This window comes from Fundicoccus ignavus, from assembly GCF_009659375.1.
GTDB lineage: Bacteria > Bacillota > Bacilli > Lactobacillales > Aerococcaceae > Fundicoccus > Fundicoccus ignavus.
Genome location: NZ_WJQT01000001.1, coordinates 95,845 through 113,394, shown reverse-complemented (window position 1 = coordinate 113,394; position 17,550 = coordinate 95,845). Strand labels below are relative to the sequence as shown.

Annotated in this window: 16 protein-coding genes; 6 read left to right on the top strand and 10 right to left on the bottom strand. The window is 39.0% G+C overall.

The features are described 5' to 3' along the window. Positions 1-270 precede the first annotated feature (270 nt). The 4 genes from mvk to fni all read left to right on the top strand — a co-directional run bounded on the left by mvk (position 271) and on the right by fni (position 4,739). Positions 271-1,311 carry a mevalonate kinase gene (gene mvk / locus GF867_RS00710; protein WP_153831206.1) on the top strand — a complete coding sequence of 347 codons (1,041 nt, stop codon included), beginning with the start codon at positions 271-273 and terminating at the stop codon, positions 1,309-1,311. A gap of 41 nt (positions 1,312-1,352) precedes the next feature. Next, entirely contained in the window at positions 1,353-2,348 is a 996-nt protein-coding gene (mvaD, locus tag GF867_RS00705) for a diphosphomevalonate decarboxylase (protein WP_153831205.1), read from the top strand. Positions 2,349-2,351: 3 nt separating this feature from the next. Next, positions 2,352-3,527: a phosphomevalonate kinase gene (locus GF867_RS00700; RefSeq protein WP_153831204.1), complete on the top strand. Its 1,176-nt coding sequence runs from the start codon at positions 2,352-2,354 to the stop codon at positions 3,525-3,527. Between the two features lie 117 nt (positions 3,528-3,644). Further along, a complete protein-coding gene (gene fni / locus GF867_RS00695) occupies positions 3,645-4,739 on the top strand; it encodes a type 2 isopentenyl-diphosphate Delta-isomerase (RefSeq protein WP_153831203.1) in 1,095 nt (364 codons plus the stop codon). A gap of 100 nt (positions 4,740-4,839) precedes the next feature. Here fni and GF867_RS00690 read toward each other — a convergent pair whose 3' ends face one another. After that, positions 4,840-6,150, bottom strand: coding sequence for an alpha-glucosidase/alpha-galactosidase (locus tag GF867_RS00690; RefSeq protein WP_153831202.1), 1,311 nt, complete (start codon positions 6,148-6,150; stop codon positions 4,840-4,842). Between the two features lie 182 nt (positions 6,151-6,332). On the opposite strand from GF867_RS00690, the gene GF867_RS00685 reads away from it, so the two are divergent. Further along, positions 6,333-7,172: an AraC family transcriptional regulator gene (locus tag GF867_RS00685; RefSeq protein ID WP_153831201.1), complete on the top strand. Its 840-nt coding sequence runs from the start codon at positions 6,333-6,335 to the stop codon at positions 7,170-7,172. A 10-nt stretch (positions 7,173-7,182) separates the two neighbouring features. Here GF867_RS00685 and GF867_RS00680 read toward each other — a convergent pair whose 3' ends face one another. The 7 genes from GF867_RS00680 to GF867_RS00650 all read right to left on the bottom strand — a co-directional run bounded on the left by GF867_RS00680 (position 7,183) and on the right by GF867_RS00650 (position 14,587). Further along, positions 7,183-8,013 (bottom strand): carbohydrate ABC transporter permease, encoded by an 831-nt coding sequence (locus GF867_RS00680; RefSeq protein ID WP_153831200.1) that lies wholly within the window; start codon positions 8,011-8,013, stop codon positions 7,183-7,185. 5 nt (positions 8,014-8,018) lie between these two features. After that, positions 8,019-8,912, bottom strand: a complete 894-nt coding sequence (locus GF867_RS00675; protein ID WP_153831199.1) for a carbohydrate ABC transporter permease — start codon at positions 8,910-8,912, stop codon at positions 8,019-8,021. Positions 8,913-9,004: 92 nt separating this feature from the next. Next, positions 9,005-10,267: an ABC transporter substrate-binding protein gene (locus GF867_RS00670; RefSeq protein ID WP_253940682.1), complete on the bottom strand. Its 1,263-nt coding sequence runs from the start codon at positions 10,265-10,267 to the stop codon at positions 9,005-9,007. Between the two features lie 297 nt (positions 10,268-10,564). After that, positions 10,565-11,551, bottom strand: a complete 987-nt coding sequence (mgrA, locus tag GF867_RS00665; protein ID WP_153831198.1) for an L-glyceraldehyde 3-phosphate reductase — start codon at positions 11,549-11,551, stop codon at positions 10,565-10,567. A 418-nt stretch (positions 11,552-11,969) separates the two neighbouring features. Beyond that, complete coding sequence (locus GF867_RS00660) at positions 11,970-13,274, bottom strand: pyrimidine-nucleoside phosphorylase (protein ID WP_153831452.1); 1,305 nt, start codon at positions 13,272-13,274, stop codon at positions 11,970-11,972. A 54-nt stretch (positions 13,275-13,328) separates the two neighbouring features. Further along, positions 13,329-14,009 (bottom strand): ribose-5-phosphate isomerase RpiA, encoded by a 681-nt coding sequence (rpiA, locus tag GF867_RS00655; RefSeq protein WP_153831197.1) that lies wholly within the window; start codon positions 14,007-14,009, stop codon positions 13,329-13,331. 32 nt (positions 14,010-14,041) lie between these two features. Beyond that, positions 14,042-14,587 carry a flavodoxin domain-containing protein gene (locus GF867_RS00650; protein ID WP_153831196.1) on the bottom strand — a complete coding sequence of 182 codons (546 nt, stop codon included), beginning with the start codon at positions 14,585-14,587 and terminating at the stop codon, positions 14,042-14,044. Between the two features lie 275 nt (positions 14,588-14,862). Here GF867_RS00650 and GF867_RS00645 point away from each other — a divergent pair, with 275 nt between their 5' ends. After that, on the top strand, positions 14,863-15,549 hold the full coding sequence (locus GF867_RS00645; RefSeq protein ID WP_153831195.1) for a CpXC domain-containing protein: 687 nt from the start codon (positions 14,863-14,865) through the stop codon (positions 15,547-15,549). Between the two features lie 40 nt (positions 15,550-15,589). On the opposite strand, the gene GF867_RS00640 is transcribed toward GF867_RS00645, so the two are convergent. Together GF867_RS00640 and GF867_RS00635 are read right to left on the bottom strand one after the other, a co-directional pair. Beyond that, on the bottom strand, positions 15,590-16,549 hold the full coding sequence (locus GF867_RS00640) for a glycosyltransferase family 2 protein (RefSeq protein ID WP_153831194.1): 960 nt from the start codon (positions 16,547-16,549) through the stop codon (positions 15,590-15,592). Between the two features lie 34 nt (positions 16,550-16,583). Continuing rightward, positions 16,584-16,970, bottom strand: coding sequence for a GtrA family protein (locus GF867_RS00635; RefSeq protein WP_153831193.1), 387 nt, complete (start codon positions 16,968-16,970; stop codon positions 16,584-16,586). Positions 16,971-17,550: the final 580 nt, after the last annotated feature.

The following is a 17,550-nucleotide window of genomic DNA, read 5'->3' as shown; positions in this document are numbered from 1 at the left end:
ACTTGCTAGATAGATAGGTCTTCCTCTATAATAGTAAATGCTAGTTAGATAAATTACTTTATCCTCTGAGCTTTTCCATATATTTTATCATATAACATGTAGGATTGTATTCATTAAATCTTAAACAATTCAAGATAAAGCTTAAATTTATTTTAATAATACAATTAATCATACTAATATCTGCTAAACTACTGGTACAATACACTTGAGGGGCCCGCGGGGCTTTTTTAATGGACTAAATTACAAGGTTTGAATGGGGGCAATTCTTTTATGGGTTCAAGTTATCAAAATAATAAACTTGACAAGTTAAGAGATATTTCAATTGAACAGATTAATCAAGCACAAGCAGGGATCGCGTCAGATGCGAGATCGGCCAGCTCATCTAAAATCGGGAATGGCTACGCACATGCTAAAATTATTCTGATGGGAGAGCATGCTGTGGTCTATGATTATCCAGCGATAGCGCTACCATTTTCTGCTGTGCAAGTTCATGTACAGGTAGAAGCTTCACAACATTCAACTTCACATATTGATTGTCAATATTATGCTGGACCGATTGATGAGGCTCCTTCAATGTTAGCTAATTTAAATCGCGCCATTTCTTTAACACTCGATAGTTTCAAGATTTTATCGCAACCTATCCAGATTACAATCAATAGTAACATCCCGCAAGAAAGAGGAATGGGTTCTTCTGCTGCTGTGTCAGTCGCAATTGTACGCGCAATTTGTGACTACTATGATATTGACATCAGCGATAAGCAACTTCAACTCATTGTCAATCAAGCTGAGGTCATTGCCCATGAATCGACCAGTGGCTTAGATACTTTAATGACAAGTTCTAACAATCCCGTTATTTACCGTAAAAGTCAAACACCTCGTCCGTTCGAATTAGCACTTGATGCTTATTTAGTCGTTGCGGACAGTGGTCAAGCTGGCCAAACAAAATTAGCAGTGAGTCATGTCGGGCAATTAAAAGATAGAAAACCTGAGTTAGTGAAAGAACTAATGTCGGCGATCGGGAACTTTGTTCAACAAGCTTATGATGCGATTAGTGAAAAAGATGTCCAAAAATTAGGTCGCTTAATGACTTACAATCATTATTATTTGAACCAACTAGGGATTTCAAATCCCACGCTGGATCATATTATCAACGCTGCTTGGTTAGGCGGCGCATTAGGCGCAAAATTAACCGGAGGTGGGTTAGGCGGCTGCGTCATTGCGTTAGCAAGCGACGAAAACAGCGCCATAGAAATTGCACAAGTGATGCAAGATGCGGGTGCCATCAATTCTTGGTATTTCCGCTTGAGTTAGCCATTATTGTTATTCATATTTTGAAAAGGGGTTTGTCTGTCATGAATGAAATACATTCTGCAGGTTATCGTGCACACACGAATATTGCATTGATTAAATATTGGGGGAAACGCAATAAAGAGCTTTTCTTACCCGTTACAAGCAGTCTATCGTTAACGTTAGATGCTTTTTATACAGACACTCACGTCGAATTTGATACGTCACTTACGGGTGACGTGTTTTATTTAGGCGGTGAGTTACAAAATGAAGCCAATACGGCCAAAGTAAGTCGCTTTCTCGATTTATTCCGTGAAACAGCTGGGAAACCTAATCTTTATGCAAAGGTAACCAGTGTTAATCACGTTCCAACGGCTGCTGGCTTAGCTTCATCTGCTTCAGCTTTTGCGGCTTTAGCTGGTGCTTGCAACTTAGCGCTTGATCTTCAGTTAGATGCTCAAACGTTATCAACTTATGCACGCCAAGGTTCAGGCAGTGCCAGTCGTAGTTTATTAGGTGGTTTCGTTGAATGGCATAAAGGCGAAGGCGATGAGAGTGCTTCGAGTTATGCTGAAGCTTTCGACGATGCTGATTGGGATTTAGCAATGGTTTTCGTCATCATCAACCGCAATGCTAAAAAAATCGATAGTCGTTTAGGAATGGAACATACAAATCAAACGTCTCCTTTCTATGCACTATGGCCTAAAGAGGTTGAGAAAGACTTGGCAATGATTAAACCCGCCATTAAAGCACATGATCTGGATACAGTCGGTCAGATCGCTGAACACAACGCGATGAAAATGCATGCGATGACGATTGCGGCTAAACCTAGTTTTACTTACTGGGAACCCGCTTCAATTGAAGCAATGACTATTGTCCGTGAATTGCGTGAACAAGGTATTCCAGCCTATATTACAATGGATGCTGGCCCGAACGTAAAAGTTTTATGTCGCGCTAGCCAAGCAGAAACTATTAAAGCAGCCTTTGCTCCTCGTTTTGGCGCTGATCAAGTCGTGATTGCCAAACCAGGTCCAGCTGCTCACCCACTAGAAAAGGAGTAGCATATGAATGTCTCATCTGTGATGTCAAAACTATTTGAAATCAAACCTGAACTGAATTTCCAAACACAACACGTTAAAGTGCCAGGTAAATTGTACATTTCAGGCGAGTATGCCATCCTCGAACCCGGTCACCCTGCTATTCTGATTGCAGTTGATCAATATTTGACCAGTGAACTCTCGATGAGTTTAAAACCTTATCAAGGCAGCATCTCTTCCGATTTACCTGGTATGCAGACGTTGAATTACCGCCGCCATCGTGAAACAGAAGCAATAAAACTAAACTTAGAAGAACAATCAGCCGGCTCAATTTCCGATTGGCGTTACGTTTTATCTGCGATAGAAGTCGTTGAAGATCTAATTCATGAAATAGGACGCCCCGTTCAAGATTACCGCTTGAATTTCTCAAGCGACCTAGCTTCCCAAGAAGGTAAGAAATACGGCTTTGGCTCAAGCGGTGCCGTAACCGTAGCCGCTATACGTTCCTTATTACAATTCTATGGCCTAGCTGCTGTTTCACCAGTAACAATTTTCAAGTTGGCCACAATTGCCTTAATGCGCCTTGAATCCAACGGAAGTTTCGGTGACATTGCTGCGATTACGTTAGGTGACTGGGTCTATTACCAATCCTTCGACCGCGAATGGCTCAAGGCTCGCCTGTCAAAAGAAACATCGATTCTGGATTTATTACTCGTCGAATGGCCTTACTTGAAGTTGGAACATGTCCCGGCCGTTGAGGACTTAAGCGTCTTGATTGGCTGGACCCAATCCCCTGCTTCGACGGACGATTTAGTTGCTTATTTACACCAACAAATGGACCAAGCAAACACAATCGCTCCTTATAAAGCCTTCCTTGATCAAAGTCAGGCGAGTGTCGAACGAATGTATCAAGCCTTTAAAACTCAAGAAATTCCGGCAATTCAAGAAGAATTAGCTAATTACCGTCACTTATTACTTAAACTCAGCAAGCATTTCAATCTGACCATTGAAACCCCTGCACTGAGCCAACTTGTCAACCTATCACAAGCCTATCAATTCGAAGCCAAATCCTCAGGAGCTGGCGGCGGAGATTGTGGGATTGCGATTGGCCATAAGAATCAGAAAAGCCAACTCTTAATCGACCAATGGCAAGAAAACGGCATCCAAGCCCTCAATATTTCAGTAGCTCCCTTGCAAATGTAAGGGGCTATTTTTCTGTCCAAAATATTAACTTAAACCAGCTAGCATTTTATTATTCGGCTTTTACTATTAAGTATGTTAAAATTTACTTAACAAATTTATTGGAGAATGAGGTGCTGTATGATACCAAATAATAACCAAACGCTTGATTCACAGCGTAAAGATGACCATGTAAACTTAGCTTTAGAACAACAAGCAGCCATGAAACATTCGGCCTTTGACGATGTACGTTTCGTTCACCATTCATTCAGTGACTTATCGATGCAACAAGTCGATTTATCCACTGAATGGGCAGGCCATAGCTTTAACTTACCTTTTTATATTAACGGTATGACCGGTGGGTCAGCTTATACCAAACAATTTAACCAAAAACTTGCAGAAGTTGCTCGCGAAACTGGCCTGGCAATGGCTTCAGGTTCAGTCAGCGCTGCCTTGAAAGACCCAAGCGTTTCAGATAGTTTCACCATTATTCGTGAAGTAAACCCGAACGGTTTCGTCATGGCTAACCTGGGTGCGCATCATAACTTAGAAAACGCTAAACGAGCCGTCGACTTATTAAAAGCCGATGCCTTACAAATTCATTTAAATGTCCCTCAAGAAGTCGTCATGCCTGAAGGCGACCGCGACTACCGTAGCTGGCCAGATAATATTGCCGACATTGTGAGCGATCTAGGCGTGCCTGTGATTGTTAAAGAAGTTGGTTTCGGTATGAGCCGTGAAACGATGGAACAACTTGTACGCTTAGGCGTTCAAACAATTGATGTCAGCGGACGTGGTGGTACAAACTTTGTTAAAATCGAAAACGACCGCCGTGATCGCTTAGACTTTAGCGACTTAAACGGTTGGGGCCAAACAACCCCTGAATCCTTACTAGAATCCTTAAGTGTTCAACGCACATTGGATGTTCTAGCAAGTGGTGGTATTCGTCATTATACCGATATCATCAAAGCTTTAGCATTTGGTGCGAAAGCAACCGGCTTATCTGGTAAATTCTTGGCTTCAGTACACGAAAAAGGCGTGGCCGATACAGTCCAAACCGTTAGAGATTGGGAAACGTCGTTGCGTCATATGATGTTAATGTTAGGTTGTTCAAACTTAGCAGAATTACGTCGTACGAACTTAGTGATTTCTGGTGACTTGCGTGATTGGGCTCAAGCACGTCAAATAGACTTCACAAAACTTGCCACACGTGGCCGCTACAACACTTTATTCTAAAATTAGACATGACTAGGAAACGCTTGGCGTTTCCTTTTTTTGTTTAGATAAATATAAAAAACCTTGGAGCGACCTCCAAGGCATTTATTACTAAGCATGATTATTGATAGGCTGGTAAATAATCCCCATGTGCTTCAATTAACTCATCACACATTGCAACAATATCATCCATTGATAATTCAGAATTCGTATGTGGATCTAAGAAAGCTGCTTGATAGATTTTACTCTTATCTAGAGTTAATGCTGCTTCAACGACTAACTCTTGCACATTAATGTTTGTACGGTTTAGTGCAGCTAGTTGAGTAGGTAAATCTCCGACATAAGTGGGTTGTACTCCGTTCTTATCAACTAAGCATGGCACCTCAACACAAGAGTTTTCAGGTAAATTAGTAATTAAACCTTTGTTCAATACGTTACCCGCGATCATAGTTGGATTTCCTGTCGTAATAGCATCCATAATATATGAGGCATACTCACGGCTACGAGTATGAGTTAGATCTCCATTTTCAACGATATCATCTCTTTGATGTTCCCAATCAGAAATTTGCTGTTCACAACGACGCAAGTACTCATTCAGCGGAATTCCAAAACGCTCAATAAGTTCTGGATATTTACTCTTAATAAAGTAAGGATGATACTCTGCATTATGTTCACTTGACTCAGTAATATAATAATCGAATCGCTTCATTAACTCGAATCGAACTGAGTCACGGTGTGGGTTTTCTTTCTCTGCTGCTAATTTTTTAATAGTAGGATAGAAGTCTTCACCATTTTTAGTGATTTCTAATAACCACGCCATATGGTTAATTCCGGCAATTTTCCATTGAAAATCATCTAAATTCTCTTCTTCCGCAATTCCCAAATGTTCAAATAACTCTGGCACACAAACTTGCACACTATGACAAAGGCCTACCGTTTTTATTTTCGTCGCTTTTAGGATTCCCATTGTTAACATAGACATAGGGTTGGTGTAGTTAAGTAACCAAGCATCCGGGCAAACTTCCTCCATTTCTTTAGCAAATTCTAACATCACCGGGAACGTACGTAAGGCTCTGAATATTCCACCAATCCCCATCGTATCACCGATAGTTTGTTGTAGTCCATATTTTTGAGGGATTTCAAAATCGATTACTGTACTCGGTTTATAGCCCCCCACTTGAATGGCATTGATAACAAAATTGGCATCTCTTAATGCTTCTTTACGATCTTGATAAGCTGTAATTGATGCACGCCCTTCGTTTGAGTTTTTATTAATTGTATTAAGCATACTTTCTGATTCTCTTAATCGATTCTCATCTATATCATAAAGTGCGATTTCTGCATGATAAAGACTGGGTGTCAGCATTGCATCACCTAAAATATTCTTAGCAAATATTGTACTTCCTGCACCAATAAACGTGATTTTAACCATTAGACAGACTCCTTTATAAATGTATTATTGTTTTTTTAGTGTGATAAAAGTAAATCGTCATTATATTTTTAAAATTTTCTTATATATACAAAATAAATTACATGAATATCAAAAGATAAAACTGCTCAGTCATATGATATACTGTTCTTATCACACATCAGAATTGACGAAAGGATTTCATCATGAAAAGAAAAAGAAAACGTATATATATTTATCCGAATAGTTTATTTGTTGATTTATATATTGTTCAACATGGACACGAACAATGTGATTTCTCACATAGCTTCGGTCCGATATTGACGCATAATTATCTGTTTCATTATATCGTTTCGGGAAAAGGTCGTTTCTTCCAACCAGACAATAGTGATGGTACAGAGTTGACTTCTGGTCAAGGCTTCTTAATGCCACCTGATACAATTTGTTCGTATTCTGCTGATTCGGATGATCCATGGGAATATTATTGGATTGAATTCAACGGCATTCAAGCGAAGCAATCTATGAAACTTGCTGGTTTTACAGATACTCAATTAATTTATACACCGCGCACTGATAATAAAATTGAAGAGATTGCACATATTTTTGCTGATACGTTAGAAACAAATGTTAACAATGAATATTTATTATTAGGTAATCTATATCAGTTGTTACATGCTCTAATTCAAAATTCTAGCCAACAAATTTCTGACACACGTAATGAAATTTCCAATGTTTATATTAGACGCGCTATCGACTATATTAGAGATAATTATCAAAATGATATTTCTGTAGCAGATATTGCTAACCATTGTAACTTAAACAGAAACTATTTTACTCGCTTGTTTAAAGCAGAATTGAACTTGACCCCTTCCCAGTTCTTGATTAAATATCGTTTAAATAAAGCAGCAGATTTATTAATGAATACAGATCTTTCAATACAGTGTATTTCAGAAGAAATCGGTTATTCAAATCAATTTAATTTTTCTGCTACTTTTAAAAAACATTACAACTTCTCTCCATTTGATTGGAGAAATAAACATTCATAAACTAGAATAATTATAGTTTTCCTCCTGTAGATGCAATACCTTGAATGAAATGTTTTTGGAAAACTACGTAGATAAGAATCATTGGCCAAGTGGCCATCACTGCTGCAGCCATTAATTGGGGATAATTAACTGTATAAGCGCCTTGTATTAATGATAAGGCTGAAGATAAAGTCGCTTTGTCAGCTTGTGGATTAATAATCATTGGCCACATTAGCTCTTTATATCCAAATAATGCCGTGAATATACCTAATGCAACTAAGCCTGATTTTGCAAGAGGTAACATGATTGAGAAGAACGTCTGACCTATATTAGCGCCATCCAAAACTGCTGATTCTTCTAAGGATTTAGGCAACCCCATGAAAAACTGTCTTAAGAGGAATGTACCAAACGCACTGACAATTCCTGGAAACACTAAGGCCATAATTGTATTTCGCATATCCAGCGCATCAACCATCAAATATTGTGGAATAATAAATACTTGTGCTGGAATCATCATTTGAAATAAAACCAAGCTGAATAAGAAATCTCTTCCTGGAAATTCCAGTCGCCCAAATGCATATGCAGCCATTGCACTAAACAAGGTCGATGCAACTACTCTAATACCAATCATAGCAAAAGTATTAAAGTATAAAATAACAAAATCATATCTAGCCAATACAGCTTTAAAGTTATCAAACTTTAAACTAGATGGAAATATAACAAACGGATTTAACGCAGTTGCTTCTGTTTGAGTCTTGAAGGCTGTTAACAACATCCAGATAAATGGTAGTATCATAACAGCGGCAATCAGAATCAACACAACATGTACCGCAATCTTGGAAATTATTGGTTTCGATTTCATTTTTATCACTCTCCCATATAATGAACCCATTTATTCTGTAACTTCACTTGAATAAAGGTCAAAATCAGAATGATTACTAATATAAGAGCAACAATTGCTGAACCATAACCTCGATCACTGTATTTAAAAGTATTGTTATAGAATAAATATACTAGTGAAACTGTCGTCGGGTAAGAAGGCATCGATGGATTTATTAACATGAAAATCACATCGAAAACTTGAATCCCTTGAATAATCCCAGTAACTGATACGAAGAATAGTTGTGGTGATAAAAGTGGCAATGTTATGTTAACAGTTTTACTAAACATGCTGGCACCATCAATATCAGCGGCTTCATAATAATCTTGAGGAATTTCTTGTAATCCGGCCAATAAAAGCACCATATTATAGCCGATCGTACTCCAGATACCAATTATGGCTACAGAATAAATAGCTACGCTTGGATTCTCAATCCAATTAATTGGTCCAATTCCAACATAACCTAAGATTTGGTTGATTAACCCGAACTGATTATTGTACAACCACCGCCAAACCATAGTTACCGCTGCCGGAGCGGCTACCATTGGTAAAAAGTAAATTGTTCGATAAATTGATTTTCCTTTTATATTGTTCACGAGAACCGCTAATATTAAAGAAATAATTATAGCTGGTGGAATGACTAGTAGTGTATAACGAATTGTATTCCAAGTCGCTTGCCACACTTGAGAATCATTAATAAGTCTTGAATAATTTTCTAATCCAACAAATTCTGAACCTTTACCGAAAGCACCTGTTTTAAAGAAACTATAATAAACCGTTTGAAAGCTAGGGATGATATTCAGAATGATTAAACCAATAATTGTAGGGGCGATCATTCCATAGCCCCAGGCCCAAGTTGACTTCTTACTTCCGACGCCCATGATACTCCTCCTTCTCAAAAATTAACCTTATAATAAAAAGTAGCCATTCTCACTCAGCAGAATGACTACTCGTGTTCTGTTAACTCATCCGATTATTCTTGACTGATGAATTGATTCATCATTTCTGCTGTAGCTTTCGCCCCTTCTTCAACTGACTGCTCCCCACGATAGGCAGCATTTAACAATTCATAAGCCTTCTCTTCCCATACAGTTGTTTCGTTTGTGTAGGGTCTAATTTGTCCACTTTCTACCATATCAACATAAACTTTAAGATTAAATTCTGTATTAGAGTCAATCCATGCTTCTGCTGTTCCTTCATATGCAGATATTGCGATTCCAAGTTCTGATGCTTTTCTTTGGACTGGTTCACTTGAAAGGTATGACAAGAATAGCCATGCTTCTTCAGGATTTTCAGTATTTGCGTCAATCGCATTTCCTAAGCCGTTATAAATAGTTGTTGAATTCCCTTCTTTACTAGGTAGTGGTGCAACGTCAAAGTTTTCCACTAAATACTCATTATCAAGGAAAGCGGGTAATTGCCATGATCCAAAAGTCGCCATCGCTGCAATACCATTTTCTAAGAATGCTCGACTATCAGTATCTGTATAGCTTTCTGGTGAAAGACCATCATGAACGAAGCTGAAATAATATTCTAAAGCTTCTATTGTTTCAGGTAAATCATAACCAGATGTACGTTCATCAGTTAAAATTGTTCCACCATTTTGATAGACAAAGTTATAATAACCTTCTTGGTTTGAAAGTTGGGCTGACATTCCATATTGACCTTTTTCTTCATCAGTTAAAATTTCAGCTGCTTCTCGCAATGTCTCCCAAGTCCATGTTTCATCAGGATAGTCTAAGCCAGCTTCATCAAACATTGTTTTGTTATACCATAATCCGATAGTGTCAAAATCTTTTGGAATTGCATACTGCGATTCGTTGACATTATAAATATCAACAAGTCCTTGTGGAAATTTCGTTAAGTCAATGCTATCTCGTCCAATATATTCATCTAAATTTAGCAACATATCATTTGATCCATATTTATAGATCTCATTAGAGTGCATCCAGAAAATATCCGGTAGAGAGCCACCTGTTGCAGCTGCTTCTAACATCGTCCAATATTCTCCCCAGCCAGTTACTTGGAGTTCAATTTTTATCCCTGGATTTTCCGCTTCAAAGTCATCAGCAATTTCACGTAATCCTGGTTCCTGTCTTGAATCCCAAATACCATATGTTAAGACAACTTCTTGAGCACTGACACTATTAAGGGCGCCTCCTTGTAAAGCTGTGACTAATAAAGTAGCAACAATTACCATACGACGTAAGATAGTTCTAAGACTCTTTTTTTCCAATGTAATTCCTTCCCTTCCTATGAATTATATTCATTATACAAATAGAGTATGCGCTTTCATATCGTTAGATAACGCCCTTTTTTATTTTAAAGGTTACGTTTTGCCTACTTTTTAAATATAAAGTCTCATTTATATATATTTCTTGACTTTATTTAACAATTTTGTTCTTTATTCATGCGAATAACTTCCCACACTTTGTCAGGTATCTAATTCTCACCAGAAGATTGCATGCCTTCAAAGCAACTCAAAAAAACCTCGGAGCGAACTCCAAGGCTAAGTGTTTATTGCTATCTATCGTTACTGAATGACTGCGTCAATCGCCGTTAATTCTTCTGTGGTGAAGTCTAAATGGTCAAGCGCTTTGACGTTATCTTGTAATTGACTTAAACGACTTGCTCCTACTAGGACACTCGTAATAATACCATCACGTAAAATCCAAGCAATCGCCATTTCTGCTAACGTTTGACCACGCTGTGCAGCAATGTCATTCAATTTTTTTACTTTATCGATTGTTTGCACCACATTTTCTTCAGAAAGAAACGGGCTGTCACTGCGACTTGCACGTGAATCTTCTGGCACACCATTTAAGTAACGGTTTGTCAGTAAGCCTTGCGCTAAAGGACTGAAAGCAATCGCTCCTAATTCTTCCTCTACTAAGACATCTTTCAAACCATCTTCTACCCAACGGTTAAACATACTATAACTTGGTTGATGAATGATAAATGGCGTTCCTTGAGCTTTTAGAATCTCGGACATTTTTTTCGTGTCTTCTGCAGAATAATTCGAAATCCCTACATACAAAGCTTTTCCTTGTCGCACCAATAAATCTAATGCATGCGCCGTTTCTGATAAAGGCGTGTCACTATCTGGGCGGTGGTGGTAGAAGATATCAACGTAGTCCAAGCCTAAGCGTTCTAAACTTTGATCACAACTCGCAATCAAGTTTTTCTTCGAACCCCATTCACCATAAGGTCCAGGCCACATATAATATCCTGCTTTTGAAGATATGATTAATTCGTCACGATAAGGTTTTAAATCTTCTTTTAGAATCCGTCCAAAGTTAATTTCTGCACTGCCAGCAGGTGGGCCGTAATTATTCGCTAAATCAAAATGCGTAATCCCCATATTAAAAGCTCCATGAATAATTTCACGCTGATTGCTTAAAGCATCCACGTCACCAAAGTTATGCCACAAGCCCAATGAAATTGCAGGTAACTTTAAGCCACTTTTACCCACACGGTTATAAACCATTCTATCGTAACGCTGTCCATTTGCTAAATACATTAAATCTTCCTCTCACTAACTTTTATAATAATCACCTCTCTAGTTTAAGCTTTTTAACACAATAATGAAAGCGTTAACCACATAAATGTTTTATTACCAAATAGGGCGAATCTTATCCTCTGGATGGTAATGAATTGAAAACTGTTCCTTACAATTTTCTAGCCTTTACATTCGCGACACTTGCAGTTTTTCGAGAAGATTAGGTTTTGAAAAAAATTATTTTCTAAAAGTCCTTGTCATCCTATAAAGTGTCATCGTTTCAAACCTCAAAGTTCAATAGTATCGCTTCCTTTCGGTTCGAGGCGATTAAATTTAAGCACATCAACTTAAAATCGTGCCGTCCCTAGCTAGTATTCCTAGTACGCTTAACGAAAAAAGCATCCCCATTTTCACAGGAATGCCTTTGGGACACTATTAATTATGCTTGATCAATTGTTTCGTAAATAAGTGGTTGAGCTTGGGCTGAATCACTTATAGTAACGGCTGCTTGGATTTTAGCAATCACATCATCAACGTCTTCACGGTTACTGTAAATAGTCACGATATTGTCGCCCTTATTGACTGCGTCACCAACTTTAGCATGTAACATTAAGCCGACAGCTGGATCGATTTCGTCTTCTTTCGTTGCACGACCGGCCCCTAGCCACATCGCTGCTTCTCCAACTTCATTAGCTACCCAATCACTGATAACGCCGTCAGCTGTTGCTGGTACGGGGATTTGATAAGCTGCTTGAGGTAATAGACTGGTATCATCCACGAAGCTTGCGTCTCCGCCTTGACTTTCGATGAATTCACGGAATTTTTCCAAAGCGGCTCCGCTCGCTATTTTGTCCGCAAGGAGGGCTTTTCCTTCTTCGACCGTCGCTACCTTTTCAGCTGCTACTAACATACGTGCGCCTAATTCGTAACATAGTTCAGTTAAGTCATCAGGACCTTGACCTCTCAAGGTTTCGACGGCTTCTTGGACTTCTAAAGCATTCCCAACAGCCCAACCCAAAGGTTGATTCATGTTAGAAATAACTGCGAGTGTTTTACGGTTGACATGGTTGCCGATACGGACCATTGTGCGAGCTAATTGCTCAGCCTCTTCAACCGTCTTCATAAAGGCACCGTCGCCTACTTTAACGTCAAGGACAATCGCGTCAGCACCTGCCGCAATTTTCTTACTCATAATTGAGCTGGCAATCAGCGGAATGGATTGAACCGTACCTGTTACATCACGTAAAGCGTAGAGTTTTTTATCAGCCGGTGTTAAGTTGCCGGACTGACCAACAACTGCCACTTTATGTTTGTTGACAGTGTCAATAAAGTCTTCAGTTGATAACTCATATTGAAAGCCTTTGATGGCTTCAAACTTATCGACTGTTCCACCGGTATGACCTAATCCACGCCCACTCATTTTCGCAACCGGCACATCGCAACTCGCAACTAACGGTGCTAGCACTAAAGTTGTGGTATCGCCTACACCACCCGTAGAATGTTTATCGACCTTAATTCCGTCAATGGCAGATAAATCAATTTGATCACCACTTTCAGCCATAGCCATCGTTAAAAAGCCCGCTTCTTCTTCCGTCATACCGACGAAATATACCGCCATAGCGAAGGCGCTCATTTGATAATCCGGAATCGAACCATCAGTAAAACCATTAATAATGAAGTAAATTTCTTGTTCTATTAAAGCATTGCCTGCTTGTTTTTTCGTAATTAAATCGACCATTCTCATGCTCATAAAAAGTTTCCCCTTCTGCTCTATTACACTATTGTTTTAATTCGCTGATTAGCGTTCGTGGATTAGGATGTCGCCGTTTTCTTGTCCGACTAAAATCACGTCTGGATAGTTTAAGAATAAACCATGATCCACCACGCCCACCATGTTCTTTAATTCAAACGCAAGTTGTTGAGGGTTTTGGATATGATTTAAATGTAAGTCAATTATGTAGTTGCCTGAATCTGTAATGAATAAAGAATCACGACCACTCTTTCTAAAGCTAGGATTCATGCCTGCACGGTCGAAATTCTTGAATAATTTCCAACTACCAAATTGAATCACTTCAACTGGCAATGGGAATTTACCGAGGTAATCCACCACCTTGTTTTCGCCAACAATCCAAATAATCTTACGGCTGTTTTGCGCAACAATTTTCTCATGCAGTAAAGCACCACCGCCACCTTTAATGCCATTAAAGTCAGTCGTTGTTTCATCCGCCCCATCCGCCAAGACATCAATTTGGTTAATTTCATCCAAGGTTACTAAAGGAATCCCCAATTTACGTGCCTGGTCTTCTGTTTGTTTTGATGTTGGCACACCTTTTATATCCGTTAATTCGCCTGATTTTATACGACGGCCAATTTCATCCACAAACCAATAAGCGGTTGAACCTGTACCCAAGCCCACAACCATGCCACTTTGCACATAATCAGCCGCCTTACGACCGACTGTTTCCTTAACATTTGTCATACCTTACACCACTCCTTAATCACTAATATAATTTAATTTGTTGTATTATCTTGAGCGTCAACCCATTGTAATAAGGGCTTAATCGAATCCACATCACGTGCATCAACTGTTGTACCGTAAGTACTCAACAGTTTAATATTCTCTTCATCTAACGGAACCATATCGATTGAACTTTGACGGCTCAGATATGCTTCGTTTAATAAATCGTGCATTAAGTTCAATCGCTTATAACGAATTGTTCCTCTAAAATGAAAAGTCGTTAAATGTTCCAAAGTATGAACATTAAAATGAGATTCAAAAATCGGTTGGAAATCTGTTAACTCCGGATTAGCTAACCCTACCGTAAAGAGCGCCCAATGTTTATCTGGATACACGTCGATCCATTGATCAATTTTCTCTGTCCCATAAATTTTTCCACCTAATAAACAGGTCCCGATAATGATTACGTCATAATCTGTCAGATCTTCAATTGATACTTGATTATACTTTTTAAATTCCGCATTAATTCTATCTGCAATACGCTTAGCGTAACTTTCAGTCGATCCATAGGTTGTTTCGTAAATTACTATTTTTTTCAATGTTCCACCCCTTTGAGGTCCGCGAGCAAGCCATTGCTCAAGTTAATATGCTTATGATAGGCGTCACTTAGGGTCTCTCGCTACTACGACGCAATAATAGTTTTTATTCAATCACTGAGAGCCCTACCATTTCTAATTATAACACACTCTTTGTTCAAGTCCGAACGAATAATCATCGTTTTTGTGTGCAATCTTTGTTATACTTTTTTTATGGAACGAATTAGTGTACTTTATCCATAACTAAAAGTCTATGTCACTATGTAGGAGGAAATTGAATGACTCAAACCGTAACGCTCGCATGCCCTGTTTGCCAAGCGAAAGCCAGTCGTGAAGTTCACACTGCAGTTAATACGCGATTACATCCAGAATTGAAGGGGCAATTGCTTGCTGGCTCACTGTTAAACTTTGAATGTGACACTTGTGGCGCTAAACGCCACCTCGAAACAGAGATGCTTTATCACGATCCCGATAAGCATTTATTATTCTATCTCGCACCAAACTTTAAAGAAAAACGTGAAGAAATCATCACACGTTTGGAAGCAATACGTGCCCAACTGCCCGTTTCGCTCGACGACTACCATTTGCGTATCGTCAATCAACAAGCAGATTTGATTGAAAAGATTCAAATTTTCGATGAACAACTCGACGACCAAGCAGTCGAATTAGTCAAAATACTAACCGACGGCCTGTTCGCAAAAGAGAAACCCGACGCTTTTGTTGAAGCACGTTATTTCTACTTACACAATGATGAACGCAAAGTCTTATACATTACTGAAAGTGAACAACTTTTTGTCGACTTCCATGAAAGCTTATTGACTTTCGTTAAAGATAAATTTGCGAAGGCCTTAAGCAATCAATACCTAGGTCAATATATTGTCGTAAACCAAGGTTGGGCGTTAAATATCGCTGAGAAAAAAACAAATAGCAGTAAAGCCGACGAATCAAGCGATAACAATCAATAATAATTAAAAGAGGTGAAACCGAATGGCTTCACCTCTTTTGTTATGCTTTATCATCTTCTTCATGGAGATGTACTTCTTTTAGGATGTACATTGGGCGCTGCTTGTTTTCGATAAATATTTTGCCGATATATTTGCCGACGATACCTAAACACAGTAGTTGGAGGCCGCCCATTCCGACGACCAGCACTGCCAGTGAAGGCCAGCCGGGGGTTGCTGCTCCAAAAATCAAGGTGCGAATCACAATGTAGACACCGTAAACAAAGGCCATCACAAAGGTTAGTAAGCCGACATAACTGGCTAACGTCAATGGGACATCTGAAAAACTAATCAACCCTTCAATCGCATAATCAAATAATTTTGTAAACGACCAAGATGTTTCACCTGCTTGACGTTCTATATTAGGATATTCTAGGTACTTGACCTCAAAACCTACCCAACTAAATAGACCTTTCGAAAAGCGATTGCGTTCTGGTAGCGAAAGAATCGCCTCAATAACTGGGCGCGTCATTAAGCGATAGTCGCGCGCACCTTCCTCGATTTTCACATCTGAAATTAAATTGTTTAGTTTATAATACATGGTCGCAAAGAGTGACCGCACTTTCGGTTCACCTTCACGACTAACACGCCTAGTCGCCACTACATCGTATTCAGTTGTTGTGATCAATTGATGCATTTCAAGCAACATTTCGGGCGGATCCTGCAAATCGGCATCCATGACCGCCACCCATTCACCAGCTGCATGCTCAAAGCCTGCCAACATGGCAGCTTCCTTACCGAAATTTCGTGAAAAAGATAAATACGAAATACGGTTCGGGTGTTCACTGGCCAACGCCCTCATAACGCCTAATGTTTCATCAGCAGAGCCATCATTGACGAGGATTAATTCCAGAAACACCTTCGGCAACTGTGCTTGTACAGCGAGTATCTCTGCAACAAATGCTTGCAAAGTTCTGGCCTCATTATAACAAGGAACAACAATCGAAATCGTGTTCTTCTTCATCTTATCTCCCCTTCTCCAACAATCGTTTCATTCATTAGCGCTCGATAAAGAGCTTGCGTGTGACAAAGTTAAAGACCATCACAAAAGCTGTCACAAACAATTTACCTAACATGACTGCGCTGCCCAACCATTCCACACTGATATACATCAGGACTTCCGTCAAGCCTAAACCGCAAACACTCAGAATAAGAAAGAGCATGAATTCTTGTTTCTTTTGATTGGCCGCGAACTTACTTTCAAAAATAAAGGTCATGCTAGCCCAATAATTAAAAATGGTCGCCACTGCAAACGCGATCGCTGTCGCGATTAAGTAATTGATGTGCAGTCTGTGATGTAACACATATAATACGACAAAATCAATTACCGTCGACAAGCCACCTACAATCGCAAAGCGAAAAATCTGTCTTGCTAAAGCTTTCATCCGCAACTTCCTTCTAATTTATACTTTCAATTTACAATAGCATTGCCACCCAATGAATTCAAGGAATAATATAAGAAACAAACAAGAGTAAATTGTGAACGACAACAGCGGTTTAGAAGACGCCACGGCCCATTGGGGGGGCAATGTAACATCGCTAAATAATCTTAAATAAACCCGGATCCTTTTAGTTGTATCTGGTTTCTTTTCATATACAATATATCGTGACTTACACTATCAGAAAAACATAACTATCATTATATTTTAGTTTTTTATCATAATATTGATGAGGAGGTATTCTATCGTGCTAACTCAAAAACCGAGTCGACACATTGAATAGTCCAATGCGCCAACTCAAATCGCCAGTCGACACATTAGGTTCAGATTACCACTATTTAGGTACAACTTTCCCCCTTAAGCTCCAACTTTTCTCGCTTAAATCCGAAAATCACAGTCAAAATATGCCAATATTTCTAGATTTTTTTCTATCGTGCTAACTCAAAAACTGAGTCGACATATTGAATAGCCCAATGTGACAACTCAAATCACCAGTCGACACATTAGGTTCAAATTACTACTATTT

What these genes read in the sequence shown, in the direction of transcription:
- GF867_RS00675 (WP_153831199.1), bottom strand. Translation starts at nt 8,912, where the DNA reads ATGGGCGTCGGAAGTAAGAAGTCAACTTGGGCCTGGGGCTATGGAATG.
- GF867_RS00700 (WP_153831204.1), top strand. Translation starts at nt 2,352, where the DNA reads ATGAATGTCTCATCTGTGATGTCAAAACTATTTGAAATCAAACCTGAA.
- GF867_RS00640 (WP_153831194.1), bottom strand. Translation starts at nt 16,549, where the DNA reads ATGAAGAAGAACACGATTTCGATTGTTGTTCCTTGTTATAATGAGGCC.
- GF867_RS00660 (WP_153831452.1), bottom strand. Translation starts at nt 13,274, where the DNA reads ATGAGAATGGTCGATTTAATTACGAAAAAACAAGCAGGCAATGCTTTA.
- GF867_RS00690 (WP_153831202.1), bottom strand. Translation starts at nt 6,150, where the DNA reads ATGGTTAAAATCACGTTTATTGGTGCAGGAAGTACAATATTTGCTAAG.
- GF867_RS00680 (WP_153831200.1), bottom strand. Translation starts at nt 8,013, where the DNA reads ATGAAATCGAAACCAATAATTTCCAAGATTGCGGTACATGTTGTGTTG.
- fni (WP_153831203.1), top strand. Translation starts at nt 3,645, where the DNA reads ATGATACCAAATAATAACCAAACGCTTGATTCACAGCGTAAAGATGAC.
- GF867_RS00645 (WP_153831195.1), top strand. Translation starts at nt 14,863, where the DNA reads ATGACTCAAACCGTAACGCTCGCATGCCCTGTTTGCCAAGCGAAAGCC.
- GF867_RS00635 (WP_153831193.1), bottom strand. Translation starts at nt 16,970, where the DNA reads ATGAAAGCTTTAGCAAGACAGATTTTTCGCTTTGCGATTGTAGGTGGC.
- rpiA (WP_153831197.1), bottom strand. Translation starts at nt 14,009, where the DNA reads ATGACAAATGTTAAGGAAACAGTCGGTCGTAAGGCGGCTGATTATGTG.
- mvk (WP_153831206.1), top strand. Translation starts at nt 271, where the DNA reads ATGGGTTCAAGTTATCAAAATAATAAACTTGACAAGTTAAGAGATATT.
- GF867_RS00685 (WP_153831201.1), top strand. Translation starts at nt 6,333, where the DNA reads ATGAAAAGAAAAAGAAAACGTATATATATTTATCCGAATAGTTTATTT.
- mgrA (WP_153831198.1), bottom strand. Translation starts at nt 11,551, where the DNA reads ATGTATTTAGCAAATGGACAGCGTTACGATAGAATGGTTTATAACCGT.
- mvaD (WP_153831205.1), top strand. Translation starts at nt 1,353, where the DNA reads ATGAATGAAATACATTCTGCAGGTTATCGTGCACACACGAATATTGCA.